Annotated in this window: 21 protein-coding genes and 4 tRNA genes; 22 read left to right on the plus strand and 3 right to left on the minus strand. The window is 48.3% G+C overall.

Translation table 11 applies throughout. The annotated features are described in order from the left end of the window. Nucleotides 1-235: 235 nt before the first annotated feature. From rpsF to CGZ90_RS10640, 5 genes are all read left to right on the plus strand, one after another. Entirely contained in the window at nucleotides 236-523 is a 288-nt protein-coding gene (gene rpsF / locus CGZ90_RS10620; protein ID WP_094252490.1) for a 30S ribosomal protein S6, read from the plus strand. Nucleotides 524-544: 21 nt separating this feature from the next. Further along, nucleotides 545-1,105, plus strand: a complete 561-nt coding sequence (ssb, locus tag CGZ90_RS10625) for a single-stranded DNA-binding protein (RefSeq protein WP_094252491.1) — start codon at nucleotides 545-547, stop codon at nucleotides 1,103-1,105. A 54-nt stretch (nucleotides 1,106-1,159) separates the two neighbouring features. After that, entirely contained in the window at nucleotides 1,160-1,393 is a 234-nt protein-coding gene (gene rpsR, locus CGZ90_RS10630) for a 30S ribosomal protein S18 (RefSeq protein ID WP_094252492.1), read from the plus strand. Nucleotides 1,394-1,599: 206 nt separating this feature from the next. Next, the gene (locus CGZ90_RS10635; RefSeq protein WP_094252493.1) at nucleotides 1,600-2,571 is read left to right on the plus strand and encodes a ring-cleaving dioxygenase; all 972 of its coding nucleotides are present in this window, start codon (nucleotides 1,600-1,602) and stop codon (nucleotides 2,569-2,571) included. A 71-nt stretch (nucleotides 2,572-2,642) separates the two neighbouring features. After that, complete coding sequence (locus CGZ90_RS10640) at nucleotides 2,643-3,107, plus strand: hypothetical protein (RefSeq protein WP_094252494.1); 465 nt, start codon at nucleotides 2,643-2,645, stop codon at nucleotides 3,105-3,107. Here CGZ90_RS10640 and CGZ90_RS10645 read toward each other — a convergent pair. Further along, on the minus strand, nucleotides 3,096-3,437 hold the full coding sequence (locus CGZ90_RS10645; protein WP_094252495.1) for a hypothetical protein: 342 nt from the start codon (nucleotides 3,435-3,437) through the stop codon (nucleotides 3,096-3,098). The two genes, CGZ90_RS10640 and CGZ90_RS10645, sit on opposite strands and share 12 nt — an antisense overlap. A 150-nt stretch (nucleotides 3,438-3,587) precedes the next feature. On the opposite strand from CGZ90_RS10645, the gene CGZ90_RS10650 reads away from it, so the two are divergent. The 4 genes from CGZ90_RS10650 (at nucleotide 3,588) to dnaB (ending at nucleotide 8,606) form a co-directional block, all read left to right on the plus strand. Continuing rightward, complete coding sequence (locus CGZ90_RS10650) at nucleotides 3,588-4,526, plus strand: YybS family protein (protein WP_165766832.1); 939 nt, start codon at nucleotides 3,588-3,590, stop codon at nucleotides 4,524-4,526. 11 nt (nucleotides 4,527-4,537) lie between these two features. Then, on the plus strand, nucleotides 4,538-6,511 hold the full coding sequence (locus CGZ90_RS10655) for a DHH family phosphoesterase (protein WP_094252497.1): 1,974 nt from the start codon (nucleotides 4,538-4,540) through the stop codon (nucleotides 6,509-6,511). After that, a complete protein-coding gene (rplI, locus tag CGZ90_RS10660) occupies nucleotides 6,508-6,951 on the plus strand; it encodes a 50S ribosomal protein L9 (RefSeq protein WP_094252498.1) in 444 nt (147 codons plus the stop codon). The genes CGZ90_RS10655 and rplI overlap by 4 nt, the downstream gene beginning before the upstream one ends. A gap of 290 nt (nucleotides 6,952-7,241) precedes the next feature. Further along, nucleotides 7,242-8,606, plus strand: a complete 1,365-nt coding sequence (gene dnaB, locus CGZ90_RS10665) for a replicative DNA helicase (protein ID WP_094252499.1) — start codon at nucleotides 7,242-7,244, stop codon at nucleotides 8,604-8,606. A 22-nt stretch (nucleotides 8,607-8,628) separates the two neighbouring features. Here the strand turns inward: dnaB and CGZ90_RS10670 are convergent, their stop codons facing one another. Then, a complete protein-coding gene (locus CGZ90_RS10670) occupies nucleotides 8,629-9,039 on the minus strand; it encodes a UPF0158 family protein (protein WP_094252500.1) in 411 nt (136 codons plus the stop codon). Nucleotides 9,040-9,320: 281 nt separating this feature from the next. Between CGZ90_RS10670 and CGZ90_RS10675 the strand changes: the two genes are divergently transcribed. The 5 genes from CGZ90_RS10675 (at nucleotide 9,321) to CGZ90_RS10695 (ending at nucleotide 11,516) form a co-directional block, all read left to right on the plus strand. After that, nucleotides 9,321-10,607, plus strand: coding sequence for an adenylosuccinate synthase (locus tag CGZ90_RS10675; RefSeq protein WP_094252501.1), 1,287 nt, complete (start codon nucleotides 9,321-9,323; stop codon nucleotides 10,605-10,607). A gap of 521 nt (nucleotides 10,608-11,128) precedes the next feature. Beyond that, nucleotides 11,129-11,204: transfer RNA gene (locus CGZ90_RS10680), tRNA-Lys, on the plus strand. 17 nt (nucleotides 11,205-11,221) lie between these two features. Next, nucleotides 11,222-11,296 (plus strand) — tRNA-Glu (locus CGZ90_RS10685). A gap of 16 nt (nucleotides 11,297-11,312) precedes the next feature. Next, nucleotides 11,313-11,388: transfer RNA gene (locus CGZ90_RS10690), tRNA-Asp, on the plus strand. 52 nt (nucleotides 11,389-11,440) lie between these two features. After that, nucleotides 11,441-11,516: transfer RNA gene (locus tag CGZ90_RS10695), tRNA-Phe, on the plus strand. Nucleotides 11,517-11,836: 320 nt separating this feature from the next. Here the strand turns inward: CGZ90_RS10695 and hmpA are convergent. Beyond that, entirely contained in the window at nucleotides 11,837-13,075 is a 1,239-nt protein-coding gene (hmpA, locus tag CGZ90_RS10700; RefSeq protein WP_094252502.1) for an NO-inducible flavohemoprotein, read from the minus strand. A 179-nt stretch (nucleotides 13,076-13,254) separates the two neighbouring features. Between hmpA and CGZ90_RS10705 the strand changes: the two genes are divergently transcribed. The 8 genes from CGZ90_RS10705 to CGZ90_RS10740 all read left to right on the plus strand — a co-directional run bounded on the left by CGZ90_RS10705 (nucleotide 13,255) and on the right by CGZ90_RS10740 (nucleotide 22,094). Then, nucleotides 13,255-13,830, plus strand: coding sequence for a glycerol-3-phosphate acyltransferase (locus CGZ90_RS10705; protein WP_165766833.1), 576 nt, complete (start codon nucleotides 13,255-13,257; stop codon nucleotides 13,828-13,830). A 247-nt stretch (nucleotides 13,831-14,077) separates the two neighbouring features. Next, the gene (locus CGZ90_RS21215) at nucleotides 14,078-15,514 is read left to right on the plus strand and encodes a peptidoglycan DD-metalloendopeptidase family protein (RefSeq protein ID WP_094252504.1); all 1,437 of its coding nucleotides are present in this window, start codon (nucleotides 14,078-14,080) and stop codon (nucleotides 15,512-15,514) included. Nucleotides 15,515-15,630: 116 nt separating this feature from the next. After that, entirely contained in the window at nucleotides 15,631-16,050 is a 420-nt protein-coding gene (locus tag CGZ90_RS10715; protein WP_094252505.1) for an RrF2 family transcriptional regulator, read from the plus strand. Nucleotides 16,051-16,172: 122 nt separating this feature from the next. After that, on the plus strand, nucleotides 16,173-16,880 hold the full coding sequence (locus CGZ90_RS10720; protein ID WP_094252506.1) for a nitroreductase family protein: 708 nt from the start codon (nucleotides 16,173-16,175) through the stop codon (nucleotides 16,878-16,880). A gap of 462 nt (nucleotides 16,881-17,342) precedes the next feature. Next, nucleotides 17,343-18,050, plus strand: coding sequence for a response regulator YycF (gene yycF, locus CGZ90_RS10725; RefSeq protein ID WP_094252507.1), 708 nt, complete (start codon nucleotides 17,343-17,345; stop codon nucleotides 18,048-18,050). A gap of 5 nt (nucleotides 18,051-18,055) precedes the next feature. After that, the gene (gene walK / locus CGZ90_RS10730) at nucleotides 18,056-19,888 is read left to right on the plus strand and encodes a cell wall metabolism sensor histidine kinase WalK (protein ID WP_094252508.1); all 1,833 of its coding nucleotides are present in this window, start codon (nucleotides 18,056-18,058) and stop codon (nucleotides 19,886-19,888) included. Continuing rightward, complete coding sequence (locus CGZ90_RS10735) at nucleotides 19,885-21,255, plus strand: YycH family regulatory protein (RefSeq protein ID WP_094252509.1); 1,371 nt, start codon at nucleotides 19,885-19,887, stop codon at nucleotides 21,253-21,255. Before walK ends, CGZ90_RS10735 begins: the two co-directional genes overlap by 4 nt. Continuing rightward, entirely contained in the window at nucleotides 21,255-22,094 is an 840-nt protein-coding gene (locus CGZ90_RS10740; protein WP_094252510.1) for a two-component system regulatory protein YycI, read from the plus strand. Before CGZ90_RS10735 ends, CGZ90_RS10740 begins: the two co-directional genes overlap by 1 nt. Nucleotides 22,095-22,099: the final 5 nt, after the last annotated feature.

Consider the following 22,099-nt stretch of genomic DNA (forward strand, 5'->3'; position numbering starts at 1 on the left):
TGAGAGCGGACGGCTGGGTATGCTGTCTCCTCCGTATGGACAGAAAGGGTGATGTGTCCATTTGGGGTACCGTACCCCGACTAGGGATTGACTAATTCTGAAAGCTACCCTTGTCTTTCAGAGGAGACTTTGTTATAATTCTATATTGTGAGTAATTGTCGATATTTGATTTGATGATTTGCTCCTTGCCTGAGCATCGAGCTTGGGCCGCTAAGACCAAAAGGAGGTGAACGGAATGAAAAAGTACGAAATCATGTACATCGTCCGTCCGAATGTTGAAGAGGATACGCTTAAAGCTACGCGCGAGCGTGCAAAGACTATCCTAACAGATAACGGTGCGGAGATCGCGAACGAAAAAGAAATCGGCAAGAAGCGTCTTGCTTATGAAATCAATGACTTCCGCGACGGGTATTACACTCTATTGGAAGTTAATTCTCCAGTTGAAGCGATTAACGAGTTCGACCGTCTTATGAAGATCAACGAAGATGTTCTTCGTTTCATGACGATTGTAGACGAAAGATAATCCTTTAGGAGAGTGGTTCTGATGCTAAATCGTGTAGTACTGGTGGGACGTTTAACGAAAGACCCAGAATTAAAATATACTCCAAACGGCGTGGCTGTAGCCAACTTCACGCTCGCAGTGAATCGTCCTTTTTCTAACCAGCAAGGTGAAAAAGAGGCAGATTTCATTAACTGTGTCGTGTGGCGCAAACCAGCTGAAAACGTGGCTAACTACTTGAAAAAGGGTTCGCTTGCGGGAGTGGATGGACGGATGCAAACCCGTTCATACGACAACAATCAGGGTCAGCGAGTGTATGTTACCGAAGTAATGGCGGAGAGTGTTCAGTTCCTTGAACCTCGAAATGCGAATGCCGGTCAAGGCCAATATCAGCCTCAGACAGCAAACAACTTCGGAGGACCATCGAACAATGATCGCGGATATGGGCAGCAGCCTAATCAGAACCGTAGCTTCGGAAGTGACAACGGATATGGCGGACAGCAGCAACAACAGCAGCAGAATGCCAACCGCAATAACTTCAAAGATGACCCGTTTGCGAATGACGGCACTCCGATCGACATTTCTGATGACGATCTGCCATTTTAATACGTAAACAATTGAGCGATAATAGATAAAAAAACAATAAAGGAGGTATGCACCATGGCTGGACGTCGCGGTGGACGCCAAAAGCGTCGTAAGGTTTGTTTCTTCACTGTAAACAAAATCACTTACATCGACTACAAAGACACTGATCTTTTAAAGCGTTTCGTATCTGAGCGCGGAAAGATTCTTCCTCGTCGTGTGACAGGAACTTCTGCTAAATATCAGCGTCAACTAACACGCGCAATCAAACGCTCTCGTTTCATGGCATTATTGCCATACGTAACGGAATAGACCGTTCAAAAACCACAGTCTTTATGGCTGTGGTTTTTTTGTTGGTGAAAATGCTGGGGGTCCGGTACGCTGAACTGCAGAAGCCTTATATATGAAGGGATTTGCTTCGGGGGTACCGTACCCCCGAAGCTTTACCGAGGCAATCCTCTTGATTTATAGGGAAAGTTGTTTACTATAAGTAAGTAACTAAACTTAGGAGGTATACGATGGAGCTTAAGGGAATTCACCACGTATCTGCCATGACTGCAAATGCTCAAAACAATTATGATTTTTATAGTAAGGTGCTTGGTCTGCGTTTGATCAAAAAGACCGTCAACCAGGACGACACGTCTGTTTATCACCTTTTTTATGGTGATGAAAAAGGAAATCCAGGCACTGAGCTGACATTCTTCGAGATCCCGATGGCCGGCCGCAATCATGACGGCAATAACAGTATTTCTGCGATTTCTCTTCGTGTGCCAAATGATGAAGCGCTCGTTTATTGGACAAAGCGCTTTGAAGAGTTGAATGTTCCACATGAAACCATCACGGAGAAAGCGGGGAGAAAGGTGCTGCCTTTCCGCGATCCAGAAGGGCAGAGGCTGATTCTTGTCTCCGATGAGAACGACAGCGGGGTTGAGTCAGGGAAGCCTTGGGACCGGGGTCCGGTACCTTTACAATACGCGATTACTGGACTAGGACCCGTTCATCTGACTGTTCCTGACCGCCGTCTGACAGAAGAGGTGCTTACCCGTGTTATGGGCTACCGCATGAAAGGGCAATATGCCTCTTCAGCAGCAGGACAGCCAGATGTTCACGTATACGAGACAGGAAAAGGCGGGTCTGGTTCAGAGGTGCACATTGAAGAGCGCAACGATCTGCCGCGTGAACGGCTAGGCCGCGGCGGCGTGCACCACGTTGCTTTTCGTGTAGAGAATGAAGAGGAGATGCGGCAGTGGATCAATAAAGTTCAGCTGGAGCGTATCCCGAACTCCGGCTTTGTGGACCGCTTTTATTTCCGCTCGCTTTATTTCAGGGAGCCGAACGGCATTCTTTTCGAGCTGGCGACAGATGGTCCGGGCTTTGATACAGATGAAGAGTTCCAGCATCTAGGCGAGTCGCTTGCGCTTCCGCCGTTTTTGGAACCGCAGCGCAGCGAGATTGAAGCAAAACTGAAGCCTCTGGATACGAAGCTTTAAGTGTTACGTGCGAAAAGAAGGATAACGGTCTCTGCTGTTCGAATACAGAATGAGATAAGGGGGATGGAAGTATGAGCAAAGTAAAATTGCCGATGCCTGCCGGACTCATTCTTGAACGCGCGGCGGCTAAAGGACTTGCTGGTGCTGTGCTTGCAGATGCAGTCCGGTATAAAAATCGTCCTGCGTTTCAGGAAACGGGTATCAGTGAAGAAAGCATAGATTTCATTTTTGAATATGGCTCAGAAAATATGGAGATTTGCGAGAACGCCATTTTGCAGGGCTACGAGTTTAAGTTTCTTTCCATTCGAGGGCTGCAGAACTTCTTGATTGCGAGGCTTGGACTTGAAGAAGGGAAGGATTTTACCATTTCGGAAACGCATCTGGATCGAGTGGTGATTCCGGCTGAAAAGTATCAAGGAGTGCGGGAAACTATACCTGGAAACTGGGTGTTTGCAGAACTGGAGCAGAGCGGTGATGGCGGTATTTATCGTATTGAGCATGCTTCAGCGGGTTCAGGGCTTATTTCAAAAGGTTAAATGCGGTTTATGAATTAATAAAACAGCGAAATTAGTAACAGAGCAGAAAAGACGCATTGTGCGGGCTTTTTGGCTCTGTTTTTTGGTTGGTTTGGCGGGGGGAAGGGCTTTGATGATAGTTTTGAAAAGCTGCTGAAAGACGTTTTGCGGGCATTTTTTTGGAATTGCGGGCAAAAAGCGGGGATTCTCGGGTGAAAATATAAATTTACGGACGAAAGCAGCAAATTTGCGGTTACAGCCTTCTCGAAATCCCTGCAAATCCATATAAATTAAAGGGGGGTACGGTACCACATCGAAAAAAGCCAACGCCCGCAGCGGCTGCTGCCTCATCGTACCGTACCCCCGATCTTATCCCCGACCTTGTTCGGCTTCCAATGGTTTGAACACTTTGCATAAGGTCAATGATGGGAATAGTGGAATAGTTGAAAATTTGCGGGGGTAGCGTCTACAATGTAATGTAGAATGCGGAAGAGGTGTTGTATGTCCAGGTTGGTTCGTGACGGGTTATTTTTGTTTATTGCTTATTTTGCGATGCTGGCAGTCTCGGTTTTTCTGCCGGGCATGGGCGTTCTTTTATATATGGCTCTGCCTGTACCGTTTGTGGTGATGCAGGCAAAGCACGGATTTAGAGGGGGAGCGGCGTTCAGTGCGGCCGCTGTGATTCTTTCGATAGCCGCAGGAGGATTCCAGGCGGTCTGGTTTGCTTTGCTGCCTGGCTTAGCGGGTATCGTTATGGGTGAGCTTTTCAGGCGTCAGAAGCCAGCTTTTGGTGTATGGCTTGGCGGGGCGCTCGCAAACTTGCTCAACTTCCTGCTGCTGCTTCTTTATACGAAGCTAGTATTGAAGATTAATCCTGTCGCTGAGGCGCAAAAAGGAGTCTCTGAGGTGCTGGAGGAGGCAGGAAAGCTGGAGAGTCAGACAGGCGGCGCCAATCAGCAGGCACAGCTCATACAAGAGCAGGTGGACTTGCTGCCGTCACTGCTGCCTTCGACGATGATCATCGTGGCGATCGTACTTGCTTTTATCACGTTCCTGATCGCACGCGTTGTCCTGAAAAAACAGGGAGTTGAAATGAAAAAACTCCCTCCTTTCCGTGAATGGAATTTTCCACGGGCGTTTATCTGGTATTATCTTGCGGCGATCGTGCTTGTTTTTACGGATCCTGAAAAAGGAACCACGATGCATATGATAACAGTGAACTTATATTCGCTTCTTTCAATCGTGTTCGTTATTCAAGGGCTGACATTCGTGTTTTACTGGGCATGGGTGAAGAAAAAGCCGAAAGCAATCCCTGTTCTTATCACTGCTGTTGTCATTTTATCGTCAGGCATACTGCCGATTCTTATGGAAGTCGTTAAATTCTTGGGTATAATTGATGTAGGATTTAACGCGAAAAACAGGTTGAAACCAAAACAGTAGGAGCTGACATTATGCCAAAGTTTTTATTGAAACGGTGGCATGGTTATCCTGTGATAGCCTTGTTTGTGTTATCGGTGCTGCTTGTCAGCATCCTCACATATTATCAATGGGCGGCAGGACTTGCCGGATTTGCCGCTCTCGGAATCATTTTTTATTTTAATATGAAGGCTGAAGCTGCCTTTCAGGAGGAGCTCGGCGATTATATTTCCACGCTTTCTTACCGCATTAAAAAGGTAGGAGAAGAAGCGCTCATGGAGATGCCGATCGGGATCCTGCTCTATGATGAGAATTACAAGATTGAGTGGGCGAATCCTTATATGGCCGCTTTAATAGAAGAAGAGTCTTATATCGGGCATTCGATCAACCATGCTTCAGAAGAGCTGATTCCTTTAATAAAAGGAGAAGCGAAGGAAGAAATCATCAGCATCAACACGCGTAAGTATCATGTGAGTTTTAAAAAAGATGAGCGGCTGCTTTATTTCTTTGATGTGACGGAACAGCTGGAGATCGAACGTCTTTATGACGAGGAACAGACCGTTATGGGCATCATTTTCCTCGATAACTATGAAGAAGTGACCCAGGGTCTCGACGATCAGTTCAGGTCCAACATCAACTCTAAGGTGACAAAAGTGCTGAACGGCTGGGCGAACCAGCACGGCATCTACTTGAAGCGCACGTCAGCAGAACGTTTTTTAGCTGTTTTTAATCAGAGGACATTGAACGAACTTGAGAAAAATAAATTCAGCGTGCTGGATGAAGTGAGAGAGTCGACGGCAAAGGAAAACGTCGCGCTCACGCTCAGTATCGGGGTCGCGGCAGGAACGAACAACCTGCCAGAGCTCGGACAGCTGTCACAGTCCAGTCTTGACCTTGCGCTCGGCCGCGGCGGCGACCAGGTGGCGATCAAGCAGACGACTGGAAAAGTCCGTTTTTACGGCGGGAAAACGAACCCTGTTGAAAAGCGCACAAGAGTGCGTGCCCGCGTCATCTCGCATGCGTTGAGCGAGCTTGTCGCCGATTCTGATAAGGTGATCATCATGGGTCATAAAAATCCTGACATGGATGCTATAGGCTCGGCGATCGGTATTTTAAAAGTGGCACAGGTGAACGGAAAAGAAGGCTATGTCGTCCTTGACCAGGCAGACCTCGATACAGGGGTGCTGCGTCTGATGGAAGAGATTAAAGAAACAGAATCTGTATGGAAATACTTTATCTCGCCAGAAGAGGCGCTCGAGCTCAGTTCGCCGGAGACGCTGCTTGTGGTGGTTGACACGCACAAGCCGTCGATGGTCATTGAAGAGCGGCTGCTGAACAAATTGGATCATGTGGTTGTTATTGACCATCACCGACGCGGCGAGGAATTTATCGCCGATCCAGTGCTCGTTTATATGGAGCCGTATGCGTCTTCTACAGCCGAGCTTGTTACTGAGCTGCTGGAATACCAGCCGAAGCGCCTGAAAATGCGCATGCTCGAAGCGACAGCGCTTCTGGCAGGGATTATCGTGGATACGAAGAGTTTCACGCTCAGGACCGGCTCCAGGACGTTTGACGCGGCATCCTACTTAAGAGCGCACGGAGCGGATACGATTCTTGTACAGCGTTTTTTAAAAGAAGATCTGGAAACGTACAACCGCCGTTCGAAGCTGATCGAGAGCGCGGAGATGTATAAAAAAGGTATTGTGGTCGCGACAGGGCCGTCTGATGAAGCGTACAACCAGGTGGTAATCGCGCAGGCGGCTGATATTCTGCTGGCGATGAACAACGTCTCAGCTTCGTTTGTAATCTGCAACCGTCTCGACGGCAAGATCGGGATCAGCGCGAGATCGCTCGGCGATATTAACGTACAGATGATCATGGAGAAGCTTGAGGGCGGCGGACATCTAACAAATGCCGCATGCCAGATTGAACATGCTACAATAGAAGAAGCAAAATCCCGCTTACAGGCGGTGATTGACGAGTACTTTGAAGGGGGAGAAGAAGAATGAAAGTAGTTTTTCTTCAGGATGTAAAAGGAAAAGGCAAAAAAGGCGAGATCAAGAACGTATCAGAAGGCTATGCACGCAACTACCTGCTGCCGAACAAGCTCGCGACTGAAGCGAATAAAAGCGCAGTAGCATCCGTAGAAGGCCAGAAAAAGAGCGAAGAGAAAAAAGCTCAGGCGATGAAGGAAGAAGCGGAGCAGCTGAAAGAGAAGCTCGCTGAGATGACAGTTACGGTCAAGACAAAAGCAGGAGAAGGCGGCCGCGTTTTCGGTTCCGTGACAAGCAAACAGATTGCGGAAAGCCTGAAAAAAGCAGGCGTCACGATCGACAAGCGCAAGATCGAACTGAACGATCCAATTAAAGCACTCGGCCACACAAACGTGCCGGTGAAGCTCCACTCAGAAGTGACAGGAACGATCAAGGTTCATGTTGTAGAAGGGTAATAAGATGGGAAAAGACAAACCGGGATTTTTAGCGGTTTGTCTTTTTTGTTGAGAGCGGTCGGGGTCGGGGTTGGGGGTACGGTACCATTTGCGATATTGTGGCTCTATTACAGGATTTATTTTAAATGGTACCGTACCCCCATAGATATCCAGCACTTTCCATTCAAACACCGAGCGAATGTGATCGGGTTATGATAAAATAGATAAGCTAGGGGCAGTATTGCTTCTCGGCTAAAACTTACACTATACACTCAAAAATAGATAGATAGAAAGAGGAGGAGGACAGGGAATTGAGCGATTTGTTTGCAGACCGTATACCGCCGCAGAATATAGAGGCTGAGCAGGCTGTACTCGGGGCTATTTTCCTTGAGCCAGAGTCTCTCATCACCGCATCGGAAATACTGCTTCCTGATGACTTTTACCGTGCGACACACCAGAGTATTTATCGCGTGATGCTCGACTTGGCCGGTAAAGGAGAGCCGGTCGACCTGGTAACTGTAACGGCTGAGCTGTACGACCGTAAGCAGCTCGAAGACATAGGCGGCGTTTCCTATTTAAGCGAATTGGCGAACAGTTCACCGACTGCCGCCAACATAGAATATTACAGCAAGATAGTAGAAGAAAAGTCCTTGCTGCGCCGTCTGATCCGCGCAGCAACTGATATAGCAGCGAACAGCTATGCCCGTGAAGAGGAAGTTGAAGCGATCCTTAATGAGGCGGAGAAGACGATTCTTGAGGTAGCGAACCGCAAGAATACGAGCGCTTTTACCGTTATTAAAGACGTTCTTGTGCAGGCGTATGACAACATCGAAGCTCTCAACAACCGAAAAGGCGACATCACAGGCGTACCGACTGGATTTAACGATCTTGACCGGATGACGGCTGGCTTCCAGCGAAACGACTTGATCATCGTGGCCGCACGTCCTTCCGTTGGTAAGACGGCGTTCGCGCTGAACATCGCGCAGAACGTAGCAACAAAGACGGACGAGAACATCGCGATCTTCTCGCTTGAGATGGGTGCCGAGCAGCTTGTTATGCGTATGCTTTGTGCGGAAGGAAACATTGACGCGCAAAGGCTCCGTACCGGAAGCCTGCTGCCGGAAGACTGGCAGAAGCTGACGATGGCGATGGGAAGTTTGTCTGCCGCCGGCATTTATATCGATGACACGCCGGGTGTCCGTATCAATGATATCCGCGCCAAATGCCGCCGTCTGAAGCAGGAAAAAGGACTTGGCATGATCTTGATTGACTACTTGCAGCTCATTATGGGAAGCGGGAAGTCAGGCGAGAACCGTCAGCAGGAAGTATCCGAGATCTCCCGTTCATTAAAAGCGCTCGCTCGTGAACTCCAAGTTCCAGTTATCGCACTGTCACAGCTTTCCCGTGGCGTAGAACAACGTCAGGACAAGCGTCCGATGATGTCTGATATTCGTGAATCGGGATCGATCGAGCAGGATGCCGATATCGTCGCGTTCTTGTACCGTGACGATTATTATGACAAAGAATCAGAAGCGAAGAACATTATTGAAATTATTATCGCTAAGCAGCGTAACGGCCCGACCGGTACGGTTGAACTGGCGTTCGTAAAAGAATACAACAAGTTCGTTAACTTAGACCGGCATCATGAGGAAAGCTCCATTCCGCCCGGTGCATAGAAAAAGGCAGCCTGATTTCTTATCAGGCTGCCTTTTCAAGTTCTTCAAGGATGTTCATCTCATCTGCCCAGCGGCGGATTCTTTTTAATGCGCGTTCGTTTTCATATTCATACCATTTTTCCAATAAACCAAGCTGTTCGGCTGTTTCTTTAAATTCACGGAAAGGCTTGCGGCTGTTCAGCGCACGCAGCAGCTTACTGTGAGTCTGCTGCATCTCAAACTCGAGCATCCATCCGTAAACTTCGTTGCTAAGTACTTTAGGGATTGGCAGGTAGCGGCGTTCATTAGCTTCATCGTCCCAGTCAATTCCGGATTCGCCAGTCAAAGCCTCATCCATCTCCATATAGATAGATTTCTCGTGCGTATCAAAATAATAAGAATGGTCATAATGATTGTCTAGATACGCTTCTATGATGTCCTGAATTAAACTCATGTTGCCCTCCTTGGTGGTCGGGGGTCCGGTACCTTTCGTCAAAACACCAGGGTTTATGCTGGATGAGGACGAAAGGTACCGGACCCCAAAAAAGATCTTTATACATAAATTCGTTACAACGGATAATATATGTAGGTTGTTTTTCCGAACGAATTATTAAGGTTGTGTTATATTGTTCGGCTTTAGGTTGACTTTTCTTTTTTTACTTGCTACACTTAGCATGGTTTTTTGATACTTAATGCTATTAAAGCAGCAGAGGATACTCATGGAGGTGCTAGGCCATGTCATCAGTAGTTGTAGTAGGAACACAGTGGGGAGACGAAGGTAAAGGAAAGATTACCGATTACCTTTCTGAAAAAGCGGAAGTTGTAGCCCGTTACCAGGGTGGAAACAACGCCGGCCACACGATCGTGTTCGAGGGAAAAAAATATAAGCTTCACTTAATTCCATCAGGGATTTTTTACAGCGATAAAGTTTGCGTGATCGGAAACGGAATGGTCGTTGACCCGAAAGCGCTAGTAGAAGAGCTTGCTTATCTTCACGGAGAAGGTGTAAGCACAGATAACCTGCGCATCTCTAACCGCGCGCACGTTATCCTGCCATACCACTTGCAGCTTGATATTTTAGAAGAAGAGTCAAAGGGTGCGAACAAGATCGGTACGACGAAAAAGGGTATCGGCCCTGCGTACATGGATAAAGCAGCGCGTGTCGGGATCCGAATCGCTGACCTTCTTGACCGCGAAGTGTTTGAGGAAAAATTAGAGCGCAACCTTGCAGAGAAGAACCGTGTGTTCGAGCGCATTTATGAGGCTGAAGGCTTCACAAAAGAGCAGATTCTTGACGAGTACTACGAGTACGGCCAGCAGATCGCCAAGTATGTTGTCGATACTTCAGTTGTACTTAACGACGCTCTTGACGATGGAAGGCGCGTATTGTTTGAAGGCGCACAGGGCGTTATGCTCGATATCGACCAAGGTACGTATCCGTTCGTTACATCTTCCAACCCGATCGCGGGCGGAGTGACGATCGGTTCTGGTGTCGGTCCTTCTAAAATCAACCACGTTGTCGGCGTATCCAAAGCTTATACTACTCGTGTCGGCGATGGACCGTTCCCGACTGAGCTTCACGATGAGATCGGTAACCAGATCCGTGAAATCGGCCGCGAATACGGTACAACAACAGGCCGTCCGCGCCGTGTCGGCTGGTTTGACGCTGTTGTTGTCGGACACGCTCGCCGCGTTTCAGGGATTACAGATCTTTCATTGAACTCAATCGACGTATTGACTGGAATTGAGACGCTGAAGATCTGTGTGGCTTACAAGTACAAAGGTGAGATCATCCGTGAGTTCCCGGCTAGCTTGAAGATGCTTGCTGAGTGTGAGCCGGTGTTTGAAGAGCTTCCAGGCTGGACAGAAGACATCACAGGTGTGAAGGAGCTTTCTGAGCTTCCAGAGAACGCACGCCACTATGTGGAGCGCATCTCTCAAGTAACGGGTATCCCGCTGTCGATTTTCTCAGTAGGTCCAGACCGCGCTCAGACGAACATGGTTCGTGGAGTATTTGCATAAGCATAATTTGAATGAATTGGCCCCCGCGGGAGTGCGGGGGTTTTGTTTTTGTGGTGTTTGGTATGGCGCGCAGGGTGCAAAGAACGAGGCAATGCTGTAAATAAACATGTCGATAAATAAATATAATTTCGTGGTGCAAATAAATTTTGGAATCTGCAAATAAAGGGTGAAGATTCGCAAATAAAAACTCAGAATCTGCAAATAAATGTTCCAGATCCGCAAATAAAATCGTTTGAAACTGTGATAGCTTTACAGTTTTACATGCTGAAAATTAAAATTCTATTACTTTATTTAAAAAATGTTTCAAAACTCTATTGCCAAAGATTTTTTTACATGGTAAAGTAACACTTGTCGTGAAAAACACGGCGCTCACATAGAACAACACATAACTATTTATGAAGCCATTAGCTCAGTCACGAGCGAAACATCGTGATTGAACGGCGAGTTGTCTCGACGGATACACCCGCAGTCAATTCTTGTAGAGGAAGAGACAGGGAACCGACGGACACATTTCACAGCACGAGCCATTAGCTCAGTCGGTAGAGCATCTGACTTTTAATCAGAGGGTCGAAGGTTCGAGTCCTTCATGGCTCACCATTTTTTCTTATAAAAGTGGCCCATTGGTCAAGCGGTTAAGACACCGCCCTTTCACGGCGGTAACACGGGTTCGAATCCCGTATGGGTCACCATTTATATTTTCATAGCGGATCCGTGGTGTAGTGGTTAACATGCCTGCCTGTCACGCAGGAGATCGCCGGTTCGACCCCGGTCGGGTCCGCCATTTATTTTTAATAGGTTGTTAGTAGACTTATTAAAATCAATATTTACAAAATGGCTCGGTAGCTCAGTCGGTAGAGCAGAGGACTGAAAATCCTCGTGTCGGCGGTTCGATTCCGTCCCGAGCCACCATTTTACTTTAACCTTTCATATAACAATCAACAAAGGCTGCCATCATGGCAGTCTTTTTTCTATGTTTTTGAGATTTGCCCGCAAACTTTGATTTTTGACCGAGAATGGATCAAATTTGCCCGTAAAATCTAGATTTTACCCGTGAATTTCAATTTTTGCCTGCAAACCATAAATAGGCATCATTGCTTATAGAGTAAAGGCTGCCGGACTGTGTCCGCCATCTGATCAAAACATAAAGAGGGGGTACGGTACCATTTCCTGCGTAAGCCGCTGCATCGCGGCTGAAGAGAAAATGTACCGTACCCCCATGTTTTCTTACCTTAATTTACTGCTGTCACTTCTGCCTGCTCAAGCTCTCCAGCGGGGCCGAAGAACTCGTAGTGTACGCGGTCTGCTGGAATTCCCCAGCTTTTGAGTGTTTGGTAGATGTTTTTCATGAACGGGACTGGTCCGCAGAAGTAGAAATCGGCATTATCACGGTCTGCAACCACACCGCTCAGCCACTTGCTATCAACAAAGCCGTCTTTATCAAAGTTTCCTGCAGCGCGGTCGCCTTCCGTTGGCTCAGAATACGCGACATATGACTTAAAGCTATCATGCTCGCTCACAATCCTGTTAACATGGTCTCTCATCGCATGGGTGGAGCTGTTTAGTGCGGCATGGATGAATGTGACTTCACGTTCTGGCTGTTTCTCAGCGATTGTGTTTAGCATGCTGATCATCGGTGTCTGGCCAACGCCTCCGCTGATCAAGACGACAGGGCGTTCGCTTTCCATCTCAAGCACAAAGTCTCCAGCAGGTGCAGTTACTGGCAGTACATCCCCTGCCAAAATCCCATTATGCAGGTAGTTCGAAACGACACCATCGACGCCTGACCCGGACTCTTTTTTTACACTGATGCGGTAGTAGTCTTTGCCAGGAGCGTCTGACAGGCTGTACTGGCGCAGGTGAGTGTAGGCATCGCCTTCTGGCTGCAGTTTTACTGTGATGTATTGGCCTGGCTTGAAGGAAGCGAGCGGCTTTCCGTCTTCAGGGCGAAGGTAGAAGGACGTGATCACATCACTTTCCTCTACTTTACGATCGACTACAAAATTGCGATAGCCTTCCCAGCCGCCGTGCTGTTCTTTTGCTTCGGTATACATATCCTGCTCGACGCTGATAAACACGTCTGCGATCACGCCGTACGCTTTGCCCCATGCGCCGATGATTTCATCTGTCGCTGCATCGCCAAGAACGTCTTTAATCGCCTGAAGGAGGTTTTCTCCTACGATCGGATAGTGCTCAGGAAGAACGCCTAGACTGCGGTGCTTGTGGGCGATCTGTTTGACGACAGGAAGGATCGCGCCTAGGTTTTCAATGTTAACAGCGGCTGCATACACAGCGTTTGCCAGTGCCGTCTGCTGGCGGCCTTGCTTTTGGTTAGCGTGGTTGAAGATGTTGAGAAGCTCAGGGTGCTTGCTGAACAATGTTTTGTAAAATTGTGCTGTAATATCTTTGCCGTACTTTTCTAATACAGGAACTGTCGATTTAATGATGTTAATCGTCTGCTGATCAAGCATGATGATCTCTCCTTTTTTATAAAAGCGTTTGTGATGACTTCATTGTATATTGGCGCGTGATGTAAGCGTGTGATTATAATCACATTTTAGGTGGCGGAATGATGAACAATACAAGGATTTAATTTGCGGTTGTGCGAATATAATGAGAGCACCAATGTATTAGGGGAAGGAAGATGGGGATGGCTGTTGAAATAGCAGGTCCGCTTTATTTGGCGGTTTGTTATTTGATCGGAAATGTAATGACAGGATATTTAGTGGCAAAGCTGTTGAAGGGCGTGGATCTGCGGAAAGAAGGAAGCGGAAATATTGGCGCACGGAACGCCGGGCGTGTGCTCGGCAAGGCGGGGTTCGTCCTGACGCTTGGAGGAGATGCGGCTAAGGGGGCTCTCGCTGTCTTGGTGGCGGAATATCTGGACTTAAGCAGCACATTTCAGCTGCTCGGATTTTTAGCAGTGCTCGTCGGTCATTGCTGGCCGGCGGTGCTGAAATTTCATGGAGGTAAAGGGGTCGCGGCGTTTATCGGAGGGATTTTGATCATCGATTATAAAGCGGCACTCGTCATGGCTGCCATTTTTCTGCTATTGTTTGCGATCAAGCGCAGTTTGACTGCGGCAGGACTCGTGTCGTTCGGACTTTATCCGATTATTTTTTACCTGATGGGAGGCGGATTGCTGGAGGTTTTGCTGCTCATTCCGTCTAGTCTGCTCGTTGTTTGGGTGCAAAAAGAGGAATTAAGAGAACGAATGGTTCTGTAACATTTTGAAATATTTCTAACAGCTGAAAACGCTGACAAACGGGAAAAAGCCTTGGTACACAAGGCTTTTTTATATTTTTTCTAAAAAAATATTTCCATATTATTTACATTATCATTACAAATTCCCCTATATTCTGACAAGGTTCCTTTCCATATGTTAGGCTACTCTAGGTGAAATAGTACCTATTTTTACTATGAGACTTAAGAATCATATGTACAGATAGAGCTTTAGGGGGAAATAAAAAGGTATGCTGAAATGGAATAATAAGGCAGTGCTTTCGCTTGCCATCAGTGCTGCAGCAATCCTTGGCTTCAGTGCAAAAGAAGCGTCAGCCCATCATGATGATAACGAATTGATCAAGACGATATATCACGTTTATGTGGACGGAAATGAAATTGGTACGGTCCACCATAAGAGCGTGGTCACTAAAGAGACAGAAAGAGTTCTGGCTGAAGCGGAGAAATCGAGCAGCAGCCAAGATCTTGATTATAAAATCAAGCAGGATATCACGTTTGAAGCAGAAAGAGTGTTCCGTCCGGTTTTTGACGAAGCACAGGTTCGCAATGCGCTGCAAAATGAACTGAGTGTGGCTGTTAAGGCGTACCGCTTGAATGCAGCCGATGAAACGGTCGCTTATTTGTCTTCTGAAAAAGAAGCAAAGGACCTTATTGAAAAATTAAAGCTTCAATATGTATCTAAAGAAGAGTTAGAGCAGATTAATGCGGCTAAAAAGGAAAATGGCGGCAAGCCAAAGCTAAAGGCTGGCGAGAGCGTCATCACAGACGTGACGTTTACAAAGGACCTCACGATCAGTATTCAGGAGGTTCAGCCTGATTTGATCGTGTCAGCAGAAAGTGCGTTTAATACAATAAAAACCGGCAAGATGCAGGTTTCTGACTATAAATTGAAGTCGGGTGACACGCTTGAACGCGTTGCGGCAAAGCATAAGATGTCGGTGAATCAGATTTTGAGCCTCAACCCGAAACTTCTTCTGTCTGACCGCATGAGCGAAGGCAGAAGCATCAAGATTATGAAGCATGTTCCTTTTACAGATGTGATCGTGCACGAGCTGAAGCGAGAGAAGAAAGTCATTCCTTTCGTCGTAAAAGAAGAGAAAGACGGCTCGATGGAGCTTGGCACAACGAAAATCGTGCAAGAGGGACAAGCTGGGGCAGAGGACATCACGTACACGACGCTATCTGTGAACGGCGAAACGAAGTCTGCAGATATGCTGATAAAAGAGGTCGTGAAGCAGCCGGTCGAAAAGATCGTGAAGATCGGAACGAAGGAAATTCCGTCGAAGGGCACAGGTTCGATGGTATGGCCGGCAGTTGGCGGTTATATCTCAAGCCACCAAGGCGAGCGCTGGGGCCGAGCTCATAAAGGGATCGACATCGCGCGCCCGAGTGAGCGCTCAATCTTAGCGGCTGACAACGGCAAGGTCGTGGAAGCCGGCTATGATAACGGCGGCTATGGCAATAAGATTATCATTGATCACAACAACGGCATGCGCACGATGTACGCTCACTTGAGCTCCATCTCGGTGAAGCCTGGTGACGTGGTGAAAAAAGGTTCGAAAATCGGTGTGATGGGGTCGACAGGAAACTCAACTGGCATCCATCTACACTTTGAAGTATATAAAAATGGTGCGCTGCAAAACCCGCTGAAATATGTGAGCGAGTAAGCAAGCGAAAAGCTGCCCCGATACGGTCGGGGCGGCTTTTTTTACACTTCGTACATTTCGGTACGGTTGACTTATAGACGCGGTTTGCCGACAATAGACAAGAGAGGTGAAGGACGATGAAGGAAACCCGTGTTTCGAGCACAAAATGGTTTGGTCTGGCGCTGCAGTCGCTTTTAGTGCTGGCTGACTTTGACGGCATCGCCCCGAGCGGCGCGCTGGCAGATAAGCTTGGTGCGAAGTCTTCGTTTTTGCGAAAGGTGCTGAGCAATCTCGTGAAGGCGGGAATTTTATCAGCGAAAGAAGGTCGTGACGGCGGCTATTATCTGGCGAAGGAAGCGGATGATATCACGCTCGCAGAAGTGTACGAAGCGATGCGGACGGACCCGTACGCGAAAGGCTTTTTGGATGTGAATAAAGAAGAATGCTTTGCGCCGGGAACGCAAAAAGCGCTGGCTGGACTGATCGATGAGATGGAAAACTGGCTGCTGCAAGGACTTTCCGAAAAAACGGTCGGAGATTTGCTGCGCGACCGGTAATATCCCTTTTTCCTGAGATGATGGGTGAAGGGATTTTGTTTGCGAGTAACTGTTCTTGACAAATATACAGTTAACCTCCTATACTGTTCTTGAAATATGAACAGTTAAAGGAGAGATACCATATGTCAACAAAACAATCTTCTTCAGAAGAGTATTTAAATAAAGTAAACGAGATGGACATCCCGAACGTGCAGCCAAAAGATTTGGACAGCACAGATTTTTTCACAGTCGCAAGAGAGCGCCGTTCGGTCCGCTATTATGACCCAACATATCAGCTTGCGGACAGCGATTTGAGAGAGATCTTAGAGACGGCTATATTGGCTCCATCATCCTCAAACTTGCAGCCGTGGCGTTTCCTCGTAATCCGTGAGCAGGAGAAGAAAGAGATTCTGCTGCCGATCGCGAAAAACCAGAAGCAGGTGAGTGACGCTTCAGCGATCATCGCCGTTCTTGGTGATATCGATGCGTACAAGAACGCGGGCCGTATTTACGGTGAGGTTGTGGAACAAGGCAGGATGGAAAAGGAGTTCGCTGATTTTTATGTGAACACGATCAACGAGCATTACGGCAATCTGTCTGAAGAGCATGCGACGAACGTGGCGCTGATCGACGGCGGACTCGTTTCCATGCAGCTGATGCTTGCTGCTAAGGCAAAGGGACTCGACACGGTGCCTATGGGCGGTTATGACCAGAAGCAGTTCATCGAAACGTTCAACGTGCCGGCGAACTTGAAGCCTGTTATGCTGATCGCGCTCGGAAAAGGCGCGAAAGCAGGATTTGAGAAGAATCGCTTGCCGCTGGATGAGCTGATTACGGAAGAGAGCTTCTAGAGTTGTAAATTAGGGGAAGGCAGACTGCGGTCTGCCTTCTTTTTTATGTTTAGTGGGGTACGGTGCGTGTCGAATTTTAGCGAATGGCACAAATCCTGAAAATATGGCACATAACGCTGTGAAATGGCGCATATCACAAAAAAATGGCACATATCACAAAAAAACGGCACATAAACGCCGGCCCGCACCAAAAATCAACTACTCAGCGGCTAAAACCGCGCCGCCGTAACCTGAAATACCCGCTAAATCATCCCCCAGATGCACCGCTCAGCCCCAACAACAGGTAAAATGCTTGAAAACCCTGCTGTAAGTGTAAATTTCCCAGCCAGGAAACGCTGTGCAATAAGTATGGTGTTTGTTTTAAGTGTGATAAAATAGGATATATTCAGTTTCATCGATAACAACAGTTGACACAGTTGATAGACATATAAATTTTCTAGTATCCGTAAAGGGGCGGCCATGATGGAAAAAAAGATTCTCGTAGTGGATGATGAAAGACCGATTGCTGATATTCTTCAGTTTAACCTGGAGAAAGAGGGTTTCACGGTCGTCTGCGCCTATGATGGCGTGACAGCGGTTGAGAAGGTTGAGAAAGAGAAGCCGGACATGATTCTGCTTGATATCATGCTTCCGATGAAGGACGGCATGGAAGTTTGCCGTGAAGTGCGTAAGAAGTATGATACGCCGATCATCATGCTGACGGCGAAGGATTCAGAGATTGATAAGGTTCTGGGATTAGAGCTCGGTGCCGATGATTATGTGACGAAGCCGTTCAGCACACGCGAGCTGATCGCGCGCGTGAAGGCGAACCTGCGCCGCCACCAGAACGAGGCGGAGCGCGAAACAGAAGATAACAATAACGAGATCACGATCGGCACGCTGACGATTCATCCGGATGCGTACCTTGTTACGAAGCGCGGTGAGACGATCGAACTGACGCACCGTGAGTTCGAGCTGCTTCACTATTTGGCGAAGCATATCGGCCAGGTGATGACGCGCGAGCACTTGCTGCAGACCGTGTGGGGCTATGATTATTTCGGCGATGTGCGTACGGTTGACGTGACGGTCCGCCGTTTAAGAGAAAAAGTAGAAGACAATCCGAGCCATCCGCTATGGATCATCACACGACGCGGAGTAGGGTATTATTTACGAAATCCTGATCAGGAGTAAGCATCATGAACAAAGTCGGTTTTTTCAGGTCGATACACGTTAAGTTCGTATTGATCTATGTGCTGCTCATATTGATCGCCATGCAGGTGATCAGTGTGTACTTTATTAACAACCTGGAGGATGACCTGCGCCGCAACTTCACGAAGTCTGTGGTTGAGCGCGTGAACATCCTGGAGTTCAATATTGAGCAGAAAATGCGTGAGTATCAATCGAATAAAACGCCGCGAGACGAACGCCAGACGACACTTGAAGAAAGCATTCAGTCCCTTTTGAACGAAGAGTTCAAGAAGGACAATGAAATTCAAGTGCTCGATAAGGAGGGCGTCGTTTTGGCGTCCCATCCGAACAAGAATCTGGTCGGCCAGATCAGCTTCAACTCGAAAATCCGACTCGCGCTTGAGGGTACGGAGGATCCGGATGAGATGTTCGATCCAACGATCAACAAGAGGCTGTACGTGTATGCGAAGCCGATCAAAATCGACAACAACGGGCAGACGATCGGGGCGATCTACCTTGAGACATCGATCGAGTCTATTTATGACCAGATACAGGATATTAACCAGATCCTCACGACAGGTACGGTTATTGCCCTGGTAATTACGGCGCTGCTGGGGATTTTCCTGGCGCGTACGATCACGAGGCCGATGGCGGATATGAGGAAGCAGGCGCTCGTTATGGCGCGCGGGGACTTTTCGCGAAAAGTTCAAGTGTACGGCGATGACGAGATCGGCCAGCTGGCGATGACGTTCAACGACCTGACACGAAAACTGCAGGAGGCGACCGCTGTTACGGAGAGCGAACGGCGTAAGCTACGGTCGGTCTTGACGTACATGACCGACGGCGTGATCGCGACAGACCGTGACGGGGCGATCATCCTCATGAACGACCGGGCAGAAGAGATGTTGAACATATCGCGGCAGAACGCGCTTGGCACGCCGCTCATGGAGCTGCTCAGGCTTAATACACAGTACACATGGGACGAGCTGTATAGCGAGTACGATACGATGCTGCTCGATTTCAGCAGCGAGGACATGCATTATGTGGTCCGCGCAAATTTTTCCGTGATACAAAAGGAAGATGGCCCGGTGAACGGTCTGATTGCCGTTCTGCATGACGTGACAGAGCAGGAGCAGATCGAGCACGAGCGCCGCGAGTTCGTTTTTAACGTATCGCATGAGCTCCGGACGCCGCTGACGACGATGCGCAGCTATTTAGAGGCGCTCGCGGAAGGCGCTTGGCAGGACGAGAATATCGCGCCGCGCTTTTTAGAGGTCACACAAAATGAAACCGAGCGGATGATCCGGCTCGTGACGGACCTTCTGCAGCTGTCGAAAATGGACAGCAAGGATTTCCGTTTCACGTTCCGCGAGATTAATCTGCCGCAGTATTTGAACGATATTATCGACCGTCATGAGATGCTGGAAAAAGAGAATATCGTTCTGAAGCGTGTTCTGCCTGAAACGCCGATTCTCGTTCAGATGGATACCGATAAGATGACACAGGTGCTCGATAACATCATCTCCAACGCGATGAAATATTCGCCTGAAGGAGGCAACATCACGCTTTCGGCTGGCAAGGTCGGGCGCAAGGTGAAGGTGAGCATCCAGGATGAAGGCGTCGGTATTCCGAAGAACAACGTGTCGAAAATCTTTGATCGGTTCTTCCGCGTGGATAAGGCGCGGTCACGGGATATCGGAGGCACAGGGCTCGGGCTCGCGATCGCCAAGGAAATCGTCCTCGCGCACGGCGGGGAGATCTGGGCGGAGAGCGAGTGGGGCGAAGGAACGACGATCCACTTTACGCTGCCTCTGCAAAAAGCAAGGGGGGCAAGCGTATGAACATTAACTGGACCCGGGTATTAAAAACGATACAGCGGCTGATCGTCCGGATCAGGCGCAATTGGGAAAAAATCAAGTCGGTCACATTGACGGCCCTTATCTGTTTGAGCCTCGTGCTCACATGGAGCTTGTGGACGTTCAAGCCGAACTATGGTGTGCTTGAGAGCACGCGTGTCGTGAAAAAGGAAGTTGTCGTTGACCGCAAGAAGGCGTCAGACGTTATCAGCCCGAGCCAGATCGTGTATCACAACGGCAAGCAGATGTACGGCGTTGTCGGGCACAGCTTGCTCGATGTGGTGAGCAGCCGGCTTGAGGCATCGAAATTTTATTATCAAAAAGAGAAGTTAATAAATTTTACGCCGGAAAAGATGAAGAAGCCGTTTATCGAGATCGTGTTTCCGGTGAATATGCCGTCTGACGTGTACCGTCAGCTGCTGCATCTGGAGGATCCGGGTGTGAACCGTCTGACAGGCGTTGACCGCATCATCTTTTATCAGAACGATTCGTCGGTCTATCTGGCTTCTTACTCTGAGCGGAAGATGATCAAGCTCGGAAGCACGTTTCCGTATAAAGATATTCAGAGCTTGATGGTGCAGGCGATTGAGTCGAAGTCAGCTGTGCCGTTCATGAAATATGATTATATGGTGGCAGCGGATGACATTGAAAATCAGGTGATGCGCCGTTTCTATATGCCGAAAGACAAGGTGAAGGTAAGATCGTATAAATACTTGGCACTGTCGATCACTGACAGCGTGTACGAAAAATATAAAAAGGCGCTCTTCCCTGACCCGCAATCGGTGAAGAGCGGGACGACGCAAAACGGACAGACGTTCACAGACGTCAGCTCGGCGCTCGTTATCAACGAGAACGTGAGCCGCATGAAGTTCACGAACTTCGCCGGTTCCGGAAGCAGCATTCAGAACTTGAACCCGCTCATGAGCTCGATCGACTATATCAACACACATGCAGGATGGGGCAATGAATATTTCCTGTCTGACCTGAACAGCTATCGAGCGGTGTTCTATCCGCAGGTTCGCAGCATGCCGATCCTCAACAGCGACATGGAGATGAGCCTGACGTGGGATGAAAATGAGCTGTACGAGTACCAGCGCTCGCTCATCGAGCTGAACGACAAAGGGCTGCCGTTCAACGAGAATCCGGAAACTCATACGCTGCAGTCAGGCGAGGCGGTAGCGGACGAGCTGAAGACGAACTATGCTCCTGAGTATGTGTACGACGTGCGCATCGGGTTCTCGATGGAGGCGGAGGGTGACAGCCAGGTGTACAAGCTGCAGCCGAAATGGTTTATTTTATACGGCGAGAACAAACGATGGCAGCCGCTGTTTAAGCAGAAGGGAGAATTTTAATGGATTGGTATAAAACAAAGACCATTTTCATTCTCACCTTTCTTGTGCTCAACCTGTTTCTCGCCTACCAGCTGTACATGAAGATGGACCGCAACAACATTAAAACGCTCGGCGAACAGCCGCTGGAAGAGCGGCTGTCGAACAATAACATCAAGTATAAGGGCAAGATTCCGGCTTACCGTGAAGATCAGACACTGATCAGCGGGCAGAGGTATTCGTTTACCCCTGATGAGCGGAAGAACTATGAAACTAAGGCGATTGCGCTTGCCGATTCGAGCACAGACATGACCCTCGCTTTTACGATAAAAAAGCCGATCGTTATGAAAAAAAGCCGTGCTGATGTGATCAGCCAGATGGAAAACTTCCTGACTGACAACGTTATCCGCGGGAAAGATTACGATTTTTATAAGTACGACAAAGAAAAGAAGCAGATCTGGTTCGCGCAGAGATATCAGGAAAAGCCGATTTTCTTTGATCCGGTTAACTATGAAAAGCGCAATGAGCTGACACGCAACTATGAAGGCTCGAACGGCATGATCAAGTTCGAGTTCAACGATAAAAACGAGGTCTTCCGTTTCACGCAGACTTACCTCAGTATTATGAGACAGGGAGATTGGCAGGAAATCATCTCTCCGAAAAAAGCACTCGGCCGGCTGCTCGATATGGGCTATCTCGACAGCGGCGACAAGATCACAACCATCCGCCTTGGCTATTACAGTCTGGCGAGCATCGAGGAGCTGCAGGTGTATGCCCCGACATGGTCGATCGAGACGGAGAAGGAGCACTATATGGTGAACGCTACCGACAGTAAGGTGCTCGTGCTTAAAGGGGAAGAATAGAAAGG

Origin of the sequence: Fictibacillus aquaticus (assembly GCF_002245695.1) — a bacterium.
Classification (GTDB): domain Bacteria; phylum Bacillota; class Bacilli; order Bacillales; family Fictibacillaceae; genus Fictibacillus; species Fictibacillus aquaticus.